This is a genomic window from Frankia sp. EI5c (assembly GCF_001636565.1).
GTDB lineage: Bacteria > Actinomycetota > Actinomycetes > Frankiales > Frankiaceae > Parafrankia.
The window spans coordinates 134,593-152,848 of the sequence record NZ_LRTK01000005.1; the positions used below are offsets into that span (position 1 = coordinate 134,593).

An 18,256-nucleotide genomic window follows, 5' to 3' on the forward strand; every position below is an offset into this window, starting at 1 on the left:
CCTCCGCCCAGCTACCTGGCGGTGTCGCGCCGGTAGGCCCGGACGGCAAGCGGCCCGAACACCGCGAGGATTCCCGCGCACCAGGCGAGCGAGAGCAGCAGGTCCTCGGCGACCGGCCCGCCGAGGAACAGTGCCCGCACCGCGTCGACGGTGGTGGTGACCGGCTGGTACTGCGCGAACGCCTGGAGCCAGCCCGGCATCGTCTCGACGGGGGCGAACGCGGAGCTCGCGAACACGAACGGGAAGACCCAGATCATCCCGCCGGACTGCGCGGCCTCCGCGCTGCCCACCGACATCCCGATGACCGCCGAGAGCCACGAGAACACGTAGGCGAAGGCCAGCATGAGGCCGAACCCCGCCAGGGCCGCGGGAACCGTCGTGTTGCCGAAGCGGAAGCCGACGGCCAGGCCGACCACCAGCATGACGCCGATGATGAAGGCGTTGCGGACCAGGTCCGCGAGGGTGCGGCCGGTCAGCAGCGCCGACCGGCTCATCGGCAGCGACCGGAAGCGGTCGATCAGGCCCGCCTCCTTGTCGGTCGCCAGGCCGATGCCGGTGAGCATCGCGCCGAAGATCACCGTCTGCACGAAGACGCCCGGCATCAGGTAGTCGACGTAGTCGACGCCCGGACCGACGTTGATCGCGCCACCGAAGACATACGTGAACAGCAGGACGAACAGCACGGGCTGGATGGTCGCGAAAACCAGCAGCTCCGGCACCCGCCAGGTCTGGATCAGGTTGCGCCGGCACATCACCCAGGCGTCGGCGACCTCCCAGCGCAGGCGGCTCCTGCCGGCCACCGGGGTCAGGTCGAGAGTGCTCATGCCTTCACCAGTCCCACATCGTCGTCGCTGCCGGTGCGCGGTTCTGGCGGGGCCTGCCGGGCCGGCCCCGCCCCCTCGCCGCCCGGGGCCGCGCCATGGCCGGTCAGCGCCATGAAGACGTCGTCGAGGGACGGGCGGTGCAGACCTACGTCGACGATCGTGGCGCCGATCTCGTCGAGGGACCGCACGACTCCGGCGAGTACCTCCGCGCCGGAGACCGGGACGGACACCCTGCACTCCTCGGCGGACGCCGTCGCCGTGCCCGCTCCCAGCCGGGTGAGGACCGCGGCGGCCGCCGCCAGATCGTCACCGGCCGCGAACACGATCTCCAGGCGGTCCCCACCGATCTGGCGCTTGAGATCGTCGGCGGTGCCCTCCGCGATGACCCGCCCGCCGTCGATCACGGAGATCCGGTCCGCGAGCTGGTCGGCCTCCTCCAGGTACTGCGTGGTGAGCAGCACCGTCGTGCCGTCGCGGACGAGATCCGCGATCACCCGCCACATCGCCTGCCGGCTGCGGGGGTCCAGGCCGGTGGTCGGCTCGTCCAGGAACAGCACAGCCGGGGCCATGATGAGGCTCGCGGCGAGATCAAGCCGCCGGCGCATCCCGCCCGAGTAGGTCTTCGCCTGCCGCCCGGCGGCCTCGGCGAGGTCGAAGCGCTCCAGCAGCTCGACCGCCCGGGCACGCGCCGTCCGCGGCCGCAGGCGGTACAGCCGGCCGAACATCTCCAGGTTCTCGCGGCCGGTGAGCCGCTCGTCGACGGCCGCGTACTGGCCGGCCAGCCCGATGAGCGGGCGCACCCGCTCCGGATGGCCCAGAACATCGACACCCAGCACCTCGGCCCGCCCACCGTCGGCCGTGAGCAGGGTCGACAGGATGCGGACGGCGGTCGTCTTCCCGGCCCCGTTGGGGCCGAGAACGCCGTGCACCGTGCCTGCCCGGACACCGAGGTCGAGGCCGGCGAGCGCCGTGTGCCCGCCGTAGCTCTTGCGAAGGCCCTCGACGAGGACCGCTGTCTGGTCGGTCACCCGGGGACCGTACGCCAGACCACCGACAGTTCTCGAACGCTTTTTCCCGCCCGCGCGTCAGGCCGAGCTGCGCCGCCGACGGCGGTGGGCGAGCTCGTCGCCCGGATGCGCGGCGGCCGGCTGACCGGGCCGCTCGCAGGGCAGTTCCGCGAGCTGGCCGCGCATGTCCTCCAGGGCCCGGCCCACCGCTATCGCGAAGACGCCCTGGCCGCCCCGGACCAGATCGATGACCTCGTCGTCCGAGGTGCACTCGTAGACCGTCGAGCCGTCGCTGATCAGGGTCAGGTGAGCCAGATCGGCGACACCGCGGGTACGCAGGTGCTCCACGGCGGCCCGGATGTTCTGGAGCGACNCCCCCGCCTCCAGCAGCTTGCGCACGACCCGCAGGACCAGCACGTCGCGGAACGAGTAGAGCCGCTGGCTGCCGGACCCGCTGGCACCCCGCACGCTGGGCACCACCAGGCCGGTCCGGGCCCAGTAGTCCAGCTGGCGGTAGGTGATGCCCGCGGCGGCGCAGGCGGTGGGGCCCCGGTAGCCGACGTCGTCACCCGGCGGCTGCGGGATCTCGTCGCCGAACAGCTGACCCTGCTCGATCATCGTCGCCCGCTCGTCGTCCCCCCAGAAGGGATCCGCGTCATCCGGCGACACCTGCGCGACCGACCCGATCGAGGTGCCACTCTTCACCAGTCCCATCCTCCGGACAGTCCGGGAGCCTCTCGGCCCGCCCGCCGACGACGCCGCACACCTGACCGCCGCCGCGCCAGCACGGAGACAACCGCCGGCGTACGGCGGAACGACCGCTGGCTCCCCCCGAAGCGGTGACCACCGCCCCCGCCGGTCTGGGCTGGCGACCGGTTCGCCCGACCGTAGGGGGCGGGGCATCATCTCCACAATGATCCAAGGCGACGTGTCTGACGTCCAGTGGACATGCTGGTGTCAGCGGGACAAGCCCCGGTTCACCCGGGCGAAACACCCCGGATCGGGCGCCGCCCGGTGCCGTTCCCGCCCGTGGCGGCGGCAATCGGCGGCGGACCGGCCCGGGGTCACGAGCCCGGCGTGTTGAAGTCCTCCGGCGAGATGGTGTCCAGGAACTCCCGGAACTTCTCCAGCTCGCTCTCCTGCTCCTGCTCCTGCTCCTCGGGAACGGTGATGCCGGCCTCCGCCAGCACCGCCTCCACGCCGTAGACGGGCGCTCCCATCCGCATGGCCAGGGCGATCGCGTCCGACGGGCGGGCGGAGACCTCGACACCGTTACCGAAGACCAGTGTGGCGAAGAACACCCCGTCCTGCAGGTCGGTGATGGTGACCTNGGTCAGCTCCGTCTGCAGGGCACGCAGGACGTCCCGCATCAGGTCATGGGTCATCGGCCGCGCGGTCGTGATGCCCTCCTGGGCGAAGGCGATGGCCGTCGCCTCGACCGCCCCGATCCAGATCGGCAGGTACCGCTCGCCGCCCACTTCCTTGAGCAGGACGATCGGCTGCTTCGACGGAAGCTCGACACGCACGCCGACGATGTCCAGCCGATGCACCGATCTACCTCCTAGCGCAGGTGGGGCAGGGTGAGACGCTGTGACCGGAGCCGGAAAACCCCACGAGGAGACAGTATCCCCGCTACCGCCCCACGTCAGCGCGCCCGCCGGTTCTCACTTTCCGTGGAAGATCGAACCCATTTGGGTAGTCGCGCGCCGCTACCCCGAACGGCTCGCGGCAAGTCGGGTACGCAGCAGCGCAGCATGCATGCGTACCAGCAGCGTCGCAAGCTCGTCGGCGGTCTGCGCGGCCCGACCGTCGGACTCACCCAGGCGCCCCGAGCGCAGCGGAGCCACCGCCGCCTCGATGAGACCCGCCTCACGGTCCGCCGCGGCCCGGGCCGCCCGCAGGTGCCGGGCCTGGACGCCGTGGGCGGCGAGCAGCGCGACGGTACGGGCCACCAGCAGCGCGTCCGAGTCGTAGTACCCGCCACCGGCGATCGGGCCGACCAGCCCGTTGCTCTCCAGCTCGGCGAGGGCCTCGTCGTCCAGGCCGCTGGCGGCCACGAGCTCCCGGCGCGACATCCGCACCCGCTCCGCCCCGAGCAGGGCGTCCAGCCCACGGCCGGTCGGGCGGTCCGGGACCGCCCGGGGCCCGGGGCGGGGCNGCGGAGTGTCGCCGCGGTCCAGCGCGGCCAGCTCCTCCTTGATCACCCGCAGCGGGAGGTACCGCTCACGCTGAGCATGCAGGACGTGACGAAGCCGCAGGACGTCGTCGACCGAGTACTTGCGGTAGTTCGAGCTGGTACGCGCCGGTTCGACCAGACCCTCCGACTCCAGGTAGCGGATCTTCGAGAGGGTGATGTCGGGGTACTCGGCGCGCAGCCGGTCCAGAACCTCGCCGATGTTCAGCGTCTTCGCGGCGTCCCCGGCCCGCGCGGGAGTGCCCCGGCGGGCCACTCCCGGCCTGGGCTCCTCCGGGTGGCCGGAGGGGTGCCCGAACTCCGCCGCGGCGCTGCTGCCGCCGCTCACCGCGCCGTGCCCTCGTTCACCGTACGCCGACCCCCCCATAGGTCGCGCCCGTCAGGAAGACGAGCCGGAACTTGCCGATCTGGACCTCGTCACCACCGGTGAGCTCGGCCGAGTCGATGCGTTCCCGGTTCAGGTAGGTGCCGTTGAGGCTGCCCACATCGCGGACGGAGAAGCCCTTCGTGTAGGGCGAGCGGTGGAACTCGGCGTGCCGGCGCGAGACGGTCACGTCGTCGAGGAAGATGTCGCTCTCCGGGTGCCGCCCGACGGTGGTGAGATCCGCGTCGAGCAGGAACCGGCTGCCGGCGTTCGGGCCACGCTTCACCACCAGCAGGGCGGAGCCGGGCGGAAGGGCGTCGACCGCGGCCACCGCGTCCCGCTCGGTCGACTCGTCGACGTGGTCGCCCTCGATTCCCGAGAGCGCCGCTGCGAGGTTGAGCGTCGATGTCTGCTCCGCGGGTCGCTCCGGCGCCACGGGCTCGCCCGGACGCACCAGAGGCGACCCGCACCGCGCGCAGTACAGCGCGTCGGACGGGTTCTGCTGGCCGCACCTCGTGCAGAACACAGTCTCGTCCGCTTCCTGCCGGTCGCCCGCACGCGGGTGGCCGGCCGCTCGGTCCGCCGCCCTCACGGCGGCTGGAGTGGTGCCGACAGGGGTTGCCCGATGTACCTGGGTGATCACCCCACGCAAACGGCCGAACGCGACAGTAGCCGCGGCCGATGCCGTCACGGCGCACTCCGAGGCTAGTGCATCAGGAGCACCGTCGTGAAAAGGGTGCGTGGGGTGATTGTTCGGCGTGGCGTCACCAGGCACAGCCGCCGGGCCTCGTTCACTTGACAGTCAGGCGGCCTGGCATATCGGACGAATGGGCACAGCACCGACGAACCTTGCGCCGCGCCCGTGTCCCGCTCGACCGGGCAATGACCATCCGGCCACAGTTCGTGTACGGACGGTACGAACGCCCGGACATTCGGACGACCTTCGGCCCGACCCTCGCGGCCCGGCGGAACCGGGCACCTGTCCACCCGGCCGGCCCACGATCAGCCCGGATGTGGTCCTTTGGTGGTCCCAGCACCACCTGGGCCCGGGCGGCGCGGGCCGGCGCCGTGGCCCGCGACCGTCCACGCCGGCCGGCCACCTCCACCCGGCGGCGCGCCGACCCCTACTGCTCCTTGACATGCTCCGTGTACTGGGCGGCGTCGAGGAGATCGTCGAGCACACCGGGCTCCGCCACGGTGACCTCCACCAGCCAGCCGTCGCCGTACGGATCGGAGTTCACCAGCTCCGGGGCCGCCACGAGCGCCTCGTTGCGAGCGGCGACCGTGCCCGAGACCGGCGCGTAGATATCCGAGACGCTCTTGGTCGACTCGACCTCACCGCACGGCTCGCCCGCCGAGACCGACTCGCCCACCTCGGGCAGCGTGACGAAGACGATGTCACCGAGGGCTTCCTGGGCGTACGCGGTGATACCGACACGTACGGTGTTCCCGTCGGCCCGGGCCCACTCGTGCTCCCGGGTGTATTTCAGGTCCTCGGGATACAGCGCAATCGCCTCCTGCGGTCGTGGTGCCGGACTCCGGCGCCGGGAGCGCGGACGTGGTCGGCCGACGGCCGGCCGACACCCCCGCCCCGTCCGCGCGGGTGCCCGCCGGCGTGTTCGTCGATCAGTCCGCCGGACGAGCGAAACGAGGGCTCGGAGCGGAGCGCAGCACCCTGATCTCGATCCGGTCCGAGTTCGTGACCTCGGTCTGCGCGCCGTCCCGGGTAGCTACCGTATCGAGCACGCCGCCCGGGATCCGCATCGCCTGGGCAAGCGTGTGCGCGTCTCCGACNACCCGGAGCTGGTAGGGCGGCGAAACCCGCTCGCCATCCACGGTCATCCCGCCGCCGGCCGCGTCCACGATGTAGGTCGAGGCCACGACACGGACACCCGACAGCTCGATGGCCTCGGCGCCGGCGTCCCGCAGTTCCTGGAGTGCGTCCACGAGGATCCAGGCGTCGACGGTCCCGCGGGGGTCGCTGATCGTGAGGGCGATACCGGGGCCGACGGCCGGCCCGGTCCCGGCGAGCACCGCCAGGGCGTCGGCTTCCTCGCTCGCCCGGTCGAGGTCGGCCTGCCCCCGCAGATCGCCGGCGATCGCCTCGCGGGTCCTGGTCAGTCCGGTCGCCTCTGCGCGCAGGCGCCGGGCGTCGGCGGCGAGGTTCTCCAGCTCGGTGGCGAGTTCGTCCGGACGAGCCCGGCCGAGACGCTCCGCGGGGTCGGCCGCCCTGATCGCGACCGCCACTCCAAACCCGAGCACACAAAGCAACAGCATCGTCACCATTCGCAGTAGCCGCATGCCCGCACCGGCCTCGGTCGCCTTGCCGACAGTCGGGGACGCGACAGGCCTGCCGGGCGGCTGCTCGTCCGGTGCCGCCGCCGGGCGCGGCTCGGCCAACTCGGGTGATCCCGGCTCGGCCGGCGGGAAGGTCGGCTCGACGGGCGCCGTCACTTCGGCCGCCGGCGGCGCGGGCGTCTCTCGGCCCGAACCCTCCGCGGCCGGCTCGCCGCAGCCGGGACGGCCGGCCGCAGGGCCGCCTCCCGCCGTCACAGCTTCAACAGCGATCGCCGGACCGCACTCGCGTTGGTGAAGATCCTGATTCCCAGCACGACGATCACGGCCGTCGACAGCGCCCCGCCCACGCCGAGCGCGTCGCCCAGCGCGACCAGCGCCACCGCCAGCCCGACATCCGCCAGGAAGGACACGACGAAGACCCGGTCGGAGAAGACCCGCTCCAGCGCGGCGCGCACACCACCCACGGCCGCGTCGACCGCGGCGACCACGGCCACCGGGAGGTAGGGATCGAGCCAGGTCGGCGGCCGCGGCGCGGCCAGGAGCCCGGCGGCGACCCCGACCGCGAGCGCGACCAGACCGGTGATCGCACCTTGACGGGTCATGATCCACTCCCTCGGGCGTATCGGAGGTTCGGGTCCGGCCCCGCCGGCAGGCTGACCTCGTCAACCCGGGCGATCACCACCGCGTCCGGCGGCGCGCCGACCCGGGTACGCAGCCGGATGGTGGCCGCGGCGGAGGCCACCCGGGCGACGAGGCCGGCGGGGTCGCCGATCGCCTCGACGACGTAGGGGGCCTCCACCGGGCTCAGGCCGACCAGGATCACCTCACCCGCCGCGCGCACGGCGCTGAGCCCGGTGAGTCGGACTCCGTTGACGGCGACCGCCTCGGCGCCGGCGCTCCACAGCAGGTTCACCATGTCGGCCAGGTCGTGGTCGGCCAGTCGGCTGTCCGCGGCCCGCTCGGCCGGCCGCGGGTTACCCGCGTCGGCGGACGGGCCGCCCGGCGGGTCGGTGAGGGTCACCCGCACACCCGGCCCGCGGGCCGCGGCGAGGCCGGCCGGCACGGCGAGGGCCGCGATCCGCGCGGTCGCGGTGTCCCAGAGATCGTCGGCGGCCCGCTGGCGCTCCCGCAGGCCCCCGACGGCCGCCGCCAGCTCGCGCACGTCACCGGCCAAGGTCGTCCGGTCGGCCGTACGCGTCTCGTAGGCATCGCCGAGAGCCACCCGCAACCGTTCTCGCGCCGGGGCGGACTCGGCGGCCTGGCGGGCCGTCAGGGCCACCAGCAGCCCGATGAGCAGCAACGCCAGCGGCATGCGCGCCCCGCGCAGCCGGCCGTGCCGGCGCCGCTCCCGGCCAGGGTGTTCCCCACCGGGGTCATCCGCGCCGGGGTCATCCGCGCCGGGGCGGTCCCGGCAACGGGCCGCCCGCCGGGTGTAGGCCGGGTCCAGCGCCGTCGCGACCACCTGCTCGAGCGTTGTCGGGGTCGGCACATGCACACCGGGCATTCTTGCCGACGCCCGGACCGGCGCCGTAGCCCGCCCGCCGCGCTCGGCGACCGAACCCCCCAGCCACCCTCGGTGACGGGCTCCGCTCACGGGCGGTCACGGCTGACCGGAGGGCGCCTCCACCGGCGGGGCGGTCTCGACCACCGCGCTCCAGCGGCGGATGAGCCGCTGCGCGTCACCCAGATCCGCCGCCTCGGCCCACAGGTGGGTCACGGCCTCGGAGGGGTCGGGCAGCACCAGCACCCAGGATCCGTCCGCGTCCACGATCCGGACGCCGTCCGTGGTGTCCACCCGCGCACCCGTGCCGACGTCGACGGATTCGACGACCCGCCGCATGACCATGCCCTTCTCCGCCCACGGCGTGGGCACCGAGGCACGCACCATCGCGACCGGAGGGATCCGCGCGTCGATCGCGCTGAGCGTCAGCCGGGTGCGCGCCACCAGCGCGACCAGCCGCACGAACGCGGCGAGACCGTCGATCACGGGCGCGAACTCCGGCACGACGAACCCACCGCGCCCGTCCGCGGCGAACACGACCTGCTCGCCGGCGACCACCTTCGGCAGCTCCGCGCCGGACATCGGCATCCGCCGCACGGTGAGCCCGTGGAACCGGCTGACCTGGTCGGCCACCCGGGTGGTGGCGACCGGCACCACAGCCGTGGCCCCGCGGTTCTCCGCCGCCACGAGGTCGAGCATGACCAGCAGCGCCCGCTCGTCGCTGATCAGGTCTCCGCGCTCGTCGACGATGGTGATCCGCTCGCCGATGTGGTCGAAGCGGACCCCGAAGGCGGCGCGCGAGCTCGCCACCAGCGCGCCGAGCCGGTCGAGGGCCCGGCGGTCCGCGGCGGCCCCGGGCTCGGGGTAGGTCTCGTCCAGCCGGCCGTTGACAGTCAGCACGTCGACCCCGAGCCGGCCGAGCAGGGTGGGCAGCAGCAGGGACGCCGCTCCCCCGGACGGGTCGACGACCACCTTCAGGTCCGCCTCGGCGAGACCGCTGGTGTCCACCCGGTCAAGCAGGTCCTGGGTGTAGACGTCGGCGGTGCGGGCGNGGAAGCGCAGGTCGCCGATCTCCCCGGGGAAGGCCCGGCGGAACTCCTGGCGGGTGAAGACCCGGTCGAGCTTGCGCTGCGCGGCCGGCGAGAGGTCGTGCCCGTCCGCGTCGAGGAAGACGATGTCGATGCGCTCCGCGTCACCGGGCTTGGAACGCAGCATGATGCCGCCGGCCGCGTCCGAGGTTCGCACGTCGAACCGCGCGACGGGCAGCGGGGCGACCTCCAGGTCCCGGACGTTGATCGCCCCCGCGGTGAGTGCGCTGATCACGGCCCGTTTGAGCGCCCGGGCGGCCCGCGAGCCGTCCCGCGCGGTCGTGACCGTGGAGCCCTTCTTCAGCGTCGTCGCGTAGGCGCTGGCCAGGCGGACCACCAGCTCGGGTGTGATCTCGGCGTTGACCAGCCCGGAGACCCCGCGCGGCCCGAACAGCGAACGCTGCCCGCGCGACTCCCAGATGACGCTGGTGTTGACCACCGCGCCGGCCTCGATCGTCTTGAACGGGTAGACCTTGACCCCGTGGGAGACGAACGCCTCCTCCTGGATGACGCACTCGTCCCCGATGACCGCGCCCTCCTCGACCCGGGCGGCGCGCAGCACGTCGGTGCTCTTCCCGATCACGCACCCGCGCAGGTTCGCCCGCGGGCCGATCAGCGCGTTGTCCTGGACGACCGCCCGGTGCAGGAAGGCTCCCCGCTTCACCACCACGTTGCTGCCGAGCACGGTGAACTCGCGCAGCTCCGCACCGGCCTCGACCTTGCTGTAGTCGCCGACGACCAGCGGCCCCTTGAGGATGGCGTCGGGATGGACGTCCGCGTCCTCGCCGATCCACACGCCCGGGGAGACCTCGAACCCGCCGATCTCGACGTCCACCTGCCGGTTCAGGACGTCGGCCTGGGCGCGCTGGAAGCTGGCGATGGTGCCGACGTCCTCCCAGTAGCCGGCGGCGACGTAGCCGAAGACCGGCGCGCCGGCGGCCACCAGCCGCGGGAACACATCACCCGACCAGTCGACCGCCTCGCCCGGCGGGACGTGTTCGAGAACCTCCGGCTCCATGACGTAGATGCCGGTGTTCACCGTGTCCGAGAACACCTGCCCCCAGGTCGGCTTCTCCAGGAAACGGGAGATCCGCCCGTCCTCCCCGGTGATGACGATGCCGAACTCCAGCGGGTCGGGCACCGACTTGAGCGCGACGGTGACCAACGCCCCCTGGGCCCGGTGGTAGGCGACGAGGTCGCTCAGGTCGATGTCGGTCAGCGCGTCCCCGCTGATGACGAGGAACTGCTCGTGCCGCAGGGCGTCCTCGGCGTTCTTCACACTGCCCGCGGTGCCCAGCGGCGTGGTCTCGGTGGCGTAGGACAGATGCATGCCCAGTTCGTCGCCGGAACCGAAGTAGTTGCGGATCATCGCCGCGAGGAACTGCACCGTCACGACGGTCTCGTCGAACCCGTGCCGCTTGAGCAGCCGCAGGACATGTTCCATGATCGGGCGGTTGACCACCGGCAGCAGCGGTTTCGGCAGGTTCGCGGTCAGCGGCCGCAGCCTGGTGCCCTCGCCGCCNGCCATGACGACGGCTCTCAAGGGTTTACCTCCCGACCTTCCCGGACACCGACCGACCGCGCCCGCTCGACAGCCAGCTGACGGGCCTGTTCGAAGTAGAGGAGACCGGACCACCAGTACAGGGCGATACCCCAGATGGCGAACGCCCACCCGACCGGGCGGGCCGCCGTCGCCAGCCAGGAGTCGCCGGCCGACAGCAGCAGGAGGGGGAAGGCGTAGAGGAGGTTGAAGGTGGCCGCCTTGCCCAGGTAGTGCACCGGGAGCGCGGTGCCGACGCCGAGGCGGCGCAGGATCGGCACCAGCACCAGCAGCAGCACGGCGTCCCGGGCGAGGAGCAGCACCGCGAACCACAGCGGGACGATGTCCCGCAGGGTGAGCGCGACGATCGTGGCGAGGATGTAGAGACGGTCCGCGAGCGGGTCCAGGGTCNCCCCGAGGCGGCTGGTCTGGTTCAGGACCCGCGCGAGCTTGCCGTCGAGATAGTCACTCACTCCGGCGAAGGCCAGCACCCCGAGCGCGGCGCCGTCCGCCTCCGGCCCGAGCGCGAGCCACAGGAACAGCGGGACGCCCAGCAGGCGCAGACCGGACAACAGGTTGGGAATGGTCCAGATCCGGTCGGAGGCCTGCGTAGCCGCCGTCACGCCGAGTCCCTCCTCCCCGACCCGGCCACGCACGGGGCGTCGCCGACGGCGCGCGCCGACCTGGCGGACACGGGTCGTCAGCCCTGACGCTAGCGGATGAGCGCCGGCGGGGTCATCGGGTGCCGGTCGGGACGGCTCGTCGTCACATAATCCGGCCGACCTTGTAGGTGGTGCTGTAGATCGGCCGCAGCGACACGACGCCGCCGGTCTGCGGGGCGGCCCACATGTAGCCGTTCCCCGCGTAGATGCCCACGTGGTAGATGTTGCCCTCGGTGCCGTAGAAGATCAGGTCACCGGGCTTCTTCCCGGACTGCGGGACGCGCGTCGAGACGTTGTACTGGCCCTGCGCCGTCCGCGGCAGGGAGCGGCCGAGCTGCTTGAAGACGTACTGGACCAGCCCGGAACAGTCGAACGAGTAGGGCCCCGCCGCCCCCCACACGTACGGCTTGCCCTTCTGCAGCGAAGCCAGGTAGACGGCCTTCTCGCCGATGGAGCTGCCCGGGATCACCGACGGGATCACCTGGCCGACGGCCGACCGGGGTGCCTCCGGCGCCTTGATCGTGATGGTGGCGGCGGTGGCGACCGAGGGCCGCAGCGCGCTGGTGCCGTCGAACACCGCGGTGATCGTGGTGGTGCTCAGCAGCCGCGCGGTGATCTGCGCCTGGCCGTTGGCGTCGGTGGTCAGCGCCCGCGTGGTCTGCCACTTCGGCCCGTTCACCACGACGATGCGGACCTGCTGGTTGCCGAGCGGCGTACCGCTGGCCTCCCTGGCCCGCACCGTGAGGACCACCGGCGCGTTCGGCGCGACCGTGCCGTTGTCCGCGGTGAGCGCGATGTTGGTGAACATCGGTTCGGACGAGGCGATCGCTCCGGCCAGCGGCGCGGCCACCGCCGCGGCCACGGCCTCCGGCGAGTCGGAGCCGCCCTGCCCCGGGAGCACCGAGGCCGCCTGGGTCGAACCCGGTTCCAGCGAGGCGGAGGTGTCCGGCGTCGAGGGCACCGTCGCGGCGAACGCGGCGGTGGAGGCTGCCAGCGTGCCGGTGGTGAAGGCCGCGATCGTGGCCGCCCGCCGCGGCGGATGGGACGAGCCCCGCCGGGAGCTGGTGCCGGATCGGACGTTCGAGGAGCGCTGCCGCCCCTTGACGAACTGGTCCCAGTCCTCGGGCAGCCAGGCAATTCCGCGACGGGGCAACGCGAGTCCTTCTCTCTCCGGCGCCTGCGAGACGCACTGCCACGCTCGGCAGCGCGCCGTCGGACCGGCCGGGGCAGCCGGTGCGACCAGTCCCGGCTGCCTGGCGACGGAGCGCGATGCGCCCGCACGCCGGACTGCCGGCCTACTTCGTCCCGCCCCACCTGTCTCGGAGGGGTCGCCAGGTCGGGGCGGGACACGGCGCGTCGACCTGACGCTTTACATACATCGGGCGGTGCACGGCACTCTCGAATAGCTCTGCACAGATGTGCCGGTGCTTGAAGATAGTGGACTTCAGCGCTTGTCCGACAATCACCCCCCGCACAACAATCGCCCACCCCGGGACTCGATCACAATGCGGAAATAGATGCTTACTTTCCGTCGGGACGAGCTCGGCCGGCGCCGGCCCCGAACGGTGCCCGTCCGACCCGGGGCAATGCCCGGGATTCCCGCCTGGTATGGGGATTCGGGCGGGCCGGGCAGCGGCCGGGGTGGACCCCCCGGAGTTTCCGGGCTCACTGGACGGCGTCGGGCCAGCGCCCGGAGCCGGCCAGACGCACCGGGGGCGACCGGCGCCGGAACGTCACCGCACTTCCACCAGGCAATACGCCGGAAACTCAATGGAAAGGACCGGCGAAGACCCGAATCCAACCTTGGTGGGACGTCGCGTGGACGCACCCGGGTGAGCTACCCGGGCGACCGCCGACGGGTCGCGGCGGCGCGGCATCCGACGGGCGCATTGCGGGGTACTCACGAATCGCCCGCGGCCGGGCGCATCCACGGAGCGGGCTGGTGCGAAGCGTCACCAGTCGCGGGAAGACCAGACCGGGACCACTGATAGCAAAGCCCCGGCCGGACGGCCCTCAGCGACGGTTCATCCACACCGTCGGCGACCGCCCGGCCGGACCGTTATCGAAGCCGGTGGGCCGCCCCGACGACGGCGAGCACCGTGGATGCGAGGCCCCCCTGGGCCGGCGCACCCGTGTTCGGCGCACCCGTGTTCGGCACACCCGCGCTCGGCGCTCCCGCGTTCGCCGGGCCGGCGTCAGAAGGCCCGCCGCCAGCCGGCCCGGTACCGGCCGGCGGCGCGCCGGCAGCCGCCGCTCCCGCGGGCGGCACACCCGCGCTCGGGGCACCGGCGGCCGGGGCGCCAGCGGCCGGCACCCCTGCGTTCGACGCATCCGTCTTCTGTGCATCCGCCTTCTGTGCACCTGCTCCCGGCCCGCCCACCCCTGGAGCACCGGCCGGCGGCGCAGCAGCGGCCGGCGCGCCGACGTTCGGCGTCCCGGCACCCGGCGTCCCGGCACCCGGCGTCCCGGCACTCGGGGCACCGGCACTCGGGGCACCGGCACTCGGCGTGCCGCCTGGCGGTGCGGCTCCACCCGCAGCCGGCCCGTCGGCGGCGCCGGCGGCCGCGGCGGGGACGCTGTTGGCGTGCGCGTAGACGATCAGGTTGCTGAGGTAGTGCTTGGTTTTCTCGTCGAAGGCGCCGGCGCACGTGATCAGGCGAAGTTCCGGCCGGCTCACCGGGCCGTAGGCACGTTCGGTCGGGAACTCCTTCTTGGTCACGTCCTCCGTCCGGTCGACCGTGAAGGTCGTCCGCAGGCCGGTCGGCGACAGGATCTCGATCTGGTCGCCCGCCCGCAGCGCCCGCAGCCGGTAGAAGACCGCCGGACCACTGGTCGAGTCATAGTGGCCGACCAGCACCGACGGGCCGACCGCGCCGGGCGCGGGACCCTTGTCGTACCAGCCGACCTCTCCCCACTTCTTCGGCACCGCCAACGAGCGGTCGGCATTCAGGCCGAGCCGGATGATCGGCGCGTCGACCCCGATCGCCGGGATCCGCACCCGGGTCGGGTCGGTCACGACGACCGGCGGCAGCATCGGCACGGCCGCGCCGCCCGCGCCGGCCGGCGCGCCGACCTGACCGACCTCGGTGCCCAGGTCGCCGACCGCGACCCGCTCGGTGTCCGAGACCGGCTCCGAGCCGCCGTCCGCGAGACGGAACCCGCTGCCGACCACCAGCACCGCGCCCGCGACCAGCAGGAGGCGGGAGAACGTCATACGAGCCGGCATCGGTCCGTCCCCTCTCGTCTCAGGGCCTTCTCCGTCCTCCGGGCCGCTCCCGGGACGATCTCCCGGAGCGATGCTCACGCAACGTGATGCTATCGACACTTGATGGCTGCGATACGTAGTCACGCACCGCGTCGCGCCGGCGCGCGGCCGGCCCACCAGCCAGATCGGCCAGGCGGGGGCGATGGGCACAGCTGGCGCGGCTCAACCGAAGTCCCGCAATGGAATGCCACACCGTCCGCGGCCGAGGCAGCTGCCCTTCGAACCTGTCGCACCACGCCGTCTCGCTGCGCCCCTTCCGGACCACTACTCGTTATGGTGTCACTCGCAGTGATCGAGCTGTCACCATGTGTGAGAGAGGGGACCAGATGAAGAAGGGAATGGGACGGAGCGCCGCGCTTCTCGCCATGTCGAGCGCGGCGTCCGTCATCCTCACCTTCGGACCGGGCCTGACGGCCGCCCACGCCGACATCTTCGACGACAAGGGCAGGTGCGCCGAGCACAAGGACGATAAGGACGACTGGGGCATCTTCGGCGACAAGGACCGGGACAAGGACCACAAGGAGGCCCGGGCCGCCGTCGGCGACAAGGACGGCTTCAAGGACGACAAGGACGGCAGGGGCGACAAGGACCGCAAGGACGACGACTGGTTCGCCGACAAGGACAAGGACCGGGGCAAGGACTGCCCGGTCGGCGGCGGCATCATCGCCGGCGGCGCGGTCGGAGTCGGGGTCGGCGGCGCTCCTGCCGGCGGTGTCGGTGCCGGTGGCGGTGGCGCGTCCGGCGGAGACAGCTCGCCGCTGTTGCCGATCGCCGGTGCCGGTCTGGGTGCCCTTCTGATCGGCGCGGGCATGCGTCGGCGCGGGCACGGTTCCATCTGAGCCGGATCTCCCCAGCAATGAGGGCCGGGGTCGGTTGGTGTGCGGGTCTGCGCCAACCGACCCCGCGCCCGCATCCCCGCGCAGCCCGCGTACCCGGCGCACCCCGCGCCGGCGATCGAACCGGGTGATCGAGGACCCGCGCCGCACCGGGGACCGACGCGGCGCGGCCATCGCACGCCCCGCCCACAGCCCCCGCCCACCGGTGCGATAAGGTCGGACCCGCCCAACAGCAATCCGGGCGTTATCCCCGCTCCACGGGCAGCACCCCCGCCACCCGGCACTCCACCGGAAGGCGGGCCGGGCGCCCAGGGGGTCTCGGTTTTCCGGTAGGGTGACGTTGGTCAGTACGGGACGTGGCGCAGCTTGGTAGCGCACCAGACTGGGGGTCTGGGGGTCGCAGGTTCAAATCCTGTCGTCCCGACAAGAGAAAAGCCCCTCTCGCCAGGATCGGCGAGGGGGGCTTTTGCATGGCGAAGCTGACCGGGCCGCACACCGGTGCCAGGGGTGAGATCACGCGGCCACAATCGTTGCCGCGAGGGCGACCCGATGATCCTTCGCCCAGGGCGGCCCCAGCGTCGCCCGTGGTCCGCGCAGCACCTCATCCGTGCGCTCACCCAGCCGGCGGGCCGCTTCAGCCTCGACGGTTCTCGGGTCGTAGAGATGGATCGCCCAGCCGCGGTTCCGCGCCTCGTCGGCCAGCACCTGCCGATACATGATGGCGTCGGCACGGCTCTCGTACGGGACGCGTCGTTGCACGGCGATCTCGGCCNGGAAGCCAGCCGGCCAGGTCCGCAGCGAGAGCGAGCTGATGGCTGCGGGCAACGCTGCCGCCAGGTCCGCCACGGCCGCCGAAGCGGCCCGGACCACGGCGGCGCGGACCTCGGTCACCAGGGCCGCGAGTTCGGTGTCGCTGAGCGGCTCCCCCGGCCGGTGGAGCTGGTGAGGACCACCGGCATGGTGGATCGGCGCCGCCGGCAGGCCTGATTCGATCAGCTCGATCCGCCGACGGTCCACAACCTGGTGATCCGCCCGGGCCGTGACAACCACAGCCCAGCCGAGATGATCGGCGATGCCCAGACGCATGCGGTCATGGTGACACCATCCGTGGGAACAGCCGCGGCAACTCTGGGACTGGCCACTCAGGCTCGCGGCCGCTCACGCGGATGCGGGGGATTCGTCGGATTTTTCGGAGCGTCGGACCGCGCACGGTCAGCGATTGCGGTCAGCGATTGCGGTCGGGGCGCTCGCGCACCCGGATCGAGATCTCGATCGGCGTGCCGGCGAAGCCGAAGTCCTCCCGCAGCCTGCGCTCCAGGAAGCGGCGGTAGCCGGACTCCAGGAAGCCGGTGGTGAACACGACGAAACGCGGCGGGCGCACCCCGGCCTGGGTCGCGAACAGCACCCGCGGAACCTTGCCGCTGCGGGACGGCGGCGGCGTCGCCGCGACGACCTCGCCGAGCCAGGAGTTGAGCCGCCCGGTCGGGATGCGCGTCCCCCACGACTCCAGGGAGGTGCGCAGGGCCGGGGCGAGCCGGTCGGTGGCCCGGCCGGTGCGGGCGGAGACGTTCACCCGCGGTGCCCAGGCGACCCGGCCGAGATCCCGGACGATCTCCTTCTCCAGGTCGAGGCGGCGCTCGGTGTCGAGCAGGTCCCACTTGTTGAAGGCGAGGACCAAGGCCCGACCGGCGTCGGTGACCATGCTGATGATCCGCTGGTCCTGCTCGGTGACCGGCTCGTCGGCCGCGAGCAGCACGATCGCGACCTCGGCCGCCTCCAGCGCGGACGCCGTGCGCAGCGACGAGTAGTACTCGGCGCCGGAGGCCTCCTTCACCCGCCGCCGCAGGCCGGCCGTGTCGATGAACATCCAGGTCTCACCGCCGACGGTGACCAGCTCGTCCACCGGGTCGCGGGTGGTGCCCGCGACGTCGTGTACCAGCGAGCGCTCGGAACCGACCAGCTTGTTCAGCAGGCTCGACTTGCCGACGTTGGGCCGGCCGATCAGGGCCACCCGCCGCGGCCCGTCCTCCTCGGTGAAGCGCTCCCGGGGGGCCTCGGGCAGAACGGCCAGCACCGCGTCGAGCAGGTCACCGCTGCCCCGGCCGTGCAGCGCGGAGACCGGGTACGGCTCGCCCAGGCCCAGGCTCCACAGCGCGGCCGCGTCGGCCTCGGTCCGGGCGTCGTCCACCTTGTTCGCGGCGAGGATCACCGGCCGGCCCGATCGGTGCAGCACCCGGGCGACGGCCTCGTCCGCGTCGGTCGCGCCCACGGTGGTGTCGATGACGAACAGCACCCCGTCGGCGGTGTCGAGGGCCGCCCTGGCCTGCTCGGCGACCCGCCCGGCGAGGCCGCGGGCGTCCGGCTCCCAGCCGCCGGTGTCGACGACGGTGAACCGGCGGCCGTTCCAGACCGCGTCGTAGGCGACCCGGTCACGGGTGACGCCGGGAGTGTCCTCGACCACCGCCGCGCGGCGGCCGAGAATGCGGTTGACCAGGGTCGACTTGCCGACGTTGGGCCGCCCGACGACAGCGAGCACCGGCTGCCCGCCGGTCGCCGACGACACGGCATCGCCCACCGCGTCATCGCGGGCGGCGGACACGGCGAGGTCTTCGATGTTCATTGCTGCTGTACTCCGCTTGGGCTGGACATCTCGGTGGGTGGACGACGAGCTGTCCTT

At 72.7% G+C, this 18,256-nt stretch carries 12 protein-coding genes, 1 tRNA gene and 10 pseudogenes; 2 read left to right on the forward strand and 21 right to left on the reverse strand.

The genetic code is table 11. The features are described 5' to 3' along the window. Positions 1-11 precede the first annotated feature (11 nt). The 20 genes and pseudogenes from UG55_RS02235 to UG55_RS26815 all read right to left on the reverse strand — a co-directional run bounded on the left by UG55_RS02235 (position 12) and on the right by UG55_RS26815 (position 14,704). The gene (locus UG55_RS02235; protein WP_066062029.1) at positions 12-824 is read right to left on the reverse strand and encodes an ABC transporter permease; all 813 of its coding nucleotides are present in this window, start codon (positions 822-824) and stop codon (positions 12-14) included. After that, complete coding sequence (locus UG55_RS02240; RefSeq protein ID WP_066062032.1) at positions 821-1,852, reverse strand: ATP-binding cassette domain-containing protein; 1,032 nt, start codon at positions 1,850-1,852, stop codon at positions 821-823. The genes UG55_RS02235 and UG55_RS02240 overlap by 4 nt, the downstream gene beginning before the upstream one ends. Positions 1,853-1,909: 57 nt before the next feature. Next, positions 1,910-2,204, reverse strand: a pseudogene (locus tag UG55_RS31370) (MerR family transcriptional regulator); the annotation flags it as partial. A 1-nt stretch (position 2,205) separates the two neighbouring features. After that, positions 2,206-2,536, reverse strand: a pseudogene (locus UG55_RS31375) (MerR family transcriptional regulator); the annotation flags it as partial. A 359-nt stretch (positions 2,537-2,895) separates the two neighbouring features. After that, positions 2,896-3,161 (reverse strand): bifunctional nuclease domain-containing protein (locus UG55_RS31380; protein WP_242423617.1); only part of this gene is annotated, 266 nt, incomplete at its 5' end. Position 3,162: 1 nt separating this feature from the next. Then, a pseudogene (locus UG55_RS31385) lies at positions 3,163-3,381 on the reverse strand (bifunctional nuclease family protein); the annotation flags it as partial. Between the two features lie 159 nt (positions 3,382-3,540). Then, a pseudogene (locus tag UG55_RS31390) lies at positions 3,541-3,988 on the reverse strand (MerR family transcriptional regulator); the annotation flags it as partial. 1 nt (position 3,989) lies between these two features. Continuing rightward, positions 3,990-4,353, reverse strand: a pseudogene (locus UG55_RS31395) (MerR family transcriptional regulator); the annotation flags it as partial. Positions 4,354-4,369: 16 nt separating this feature from the next. Beyond that, positions 4,370-4,915 carry an FHA domain-containing protein gene (locus UG55_RS02260; RefSeq protein WP_020572244.1) on the reverse strand — a complete coding sequence of 182 codons (546 nt, stop codon included), beginning with the start codon at positions 4,913-4,915 and terminating at the stop codon, positions 4,370-4,372. Positions 4,916-5,513: 598 nt separating this feature from the next. After that, positions 5,514-5,894: a glycine cleavage system protein GcvH gene (gene gcvH, locus UG55_RS02265; RefSeq protein WP_066062041.1), complete on the reverse strand. Its 381-nt coding sequence runs from the start codon at positions 5,892-5,894 to the stop codon at positions 5,514-5,516. Between the two features lie 121 nt (positions 5,895-6,015). Further along, positions 6,016-6,183: pseudogene (locus tag UG55_RS31400) on the reverse strand (DUF881 domain-containing protein); the annotation flags it as partial. 1 nt (position 6,184) lies between these two features. Next, a pseudogene (locus UG55_RS02270) lies at positions 6,185-6,690 on the reverse strand (DUF881 domain-containing protein); the annotation flags it as partial. Positions 6,691-6,938: 248 nt separating this feature from the next. Then, positions 6,939-7,289, reverse strand: coding sequence for a small basic family protein (locus UG55_RS02275; RefSeq protein WP_066062044.1), 351 nt, complete (start codon positions 7,287-7,289; stop codon positions 6,939-6,941). Further along, entirely contained in the window at positions 7,286-8,176 is an 891-nt protein-coding gene (locus UG55_RS02280; protein WP_242423618.1) for a DUF881 domain-containing protein, read from the reverse strand. The genes UG55_RS02275 and UG55_RS02280 overlap by 4 nt, the downstream gene beginning before the upstream one ends. A gap of 111 nt (positions 8,177-8,287) precedes the next feature. Then, positions 8,288-9,239: pseudogene (locus UG55_RS31405) on the reverse strand (mannose-1-phosphate guanyltransferase); the annotation flags it as partial. A 1-nt stretch (position 9,240) separates the two neighbouring features. Further along, a pseudogene (locus UG55_RS31410) lies at positions 9,241-10,798 on the reverse strand (sugar phosphate nucleotidyltransferase); the annotation flags it as partial. A 17-nt stretch (positions 10,799-10,815) separates the two neighbouring features. Next, positions 10,816-11,227 (reverse strand): CDP-alcohol phosphatidyltransferase family protein (locus UG55_RS02290; protein ID WP_313954572.1); only part of this gene is annotated, 412 nt, incomplete at its 5' end. Between the two features lies 1 nt (position 11,228). Then, positions 11,229-11,439 (reverse strand): annotated as a pseudogene (locus tag UG55_RS31415) (CDP-alcohol phosphatidyltransferase family protein); the annotation flags it as partial. Between the two features lie 142 nt (positions 11,440-11,581). After that, positions 11,582-12,631 carry a C40 family peptidase gene (locus UG55_RS02295; protein ID WP_066062053.1) on the reverse strand — a complete coding sequence of 350 codons (1,050 nt, stop codon included), beginning with the start codon at positions 12,629-12,631 and terminating at the stop codon, positions 11,582-11,584. Between the two features lie 906 nt (positions 12,632-13,537). Then, the gene (locus tag UG55_RS26815; RefSeq protein ID WP_242423619.1) at positions 13,538-14,704 is read right to left on the reverse strand and encodes a class F sortase; all 1,167 of its coding nucleotides are present in this window, start codon (positions 14,702-14,704) and stop codon (positions 13,538-13,540) included. Positions 14,705-15,069: 365 nt separating this feature from the next. Here UG55_RS26815 and UG55_RS02305 point away from each other — a divergent pair, with 365 nt between their 5' ends. Next, entirely contained in the window at positions 15,070-15,582 is a 513-nt protein-coding gene (locus tag UG55_RS02305) for a hypothetical protein (protein WP_066062056.1), read from the forward strand. A gap of 347 nt (positions 15,583-15,929) precedes the next feature. Then, positions 15,930-16,003: transfer RNA gene (locus UG55_RS02310), tRNA-Pro, on the forward strand. 801 nt (positions 16,004-16,804) lie between these two features. On the opposite strand, the gene der is transcribed toward UG55_RS02310, so the two are convergent. Next, a complete protein-coding gene (gene der, locus UG55_RS02320; RefSeq protein ID WP_066062062.1) occupies positions 16,805-18,199 on the reverse strand; it encodes a ribosome biogenesis GTPase Der in 1,395 nt (464 codons plus the stop codon). Positions 18,200-18,256: the final 57 nt, after the last annotated feature.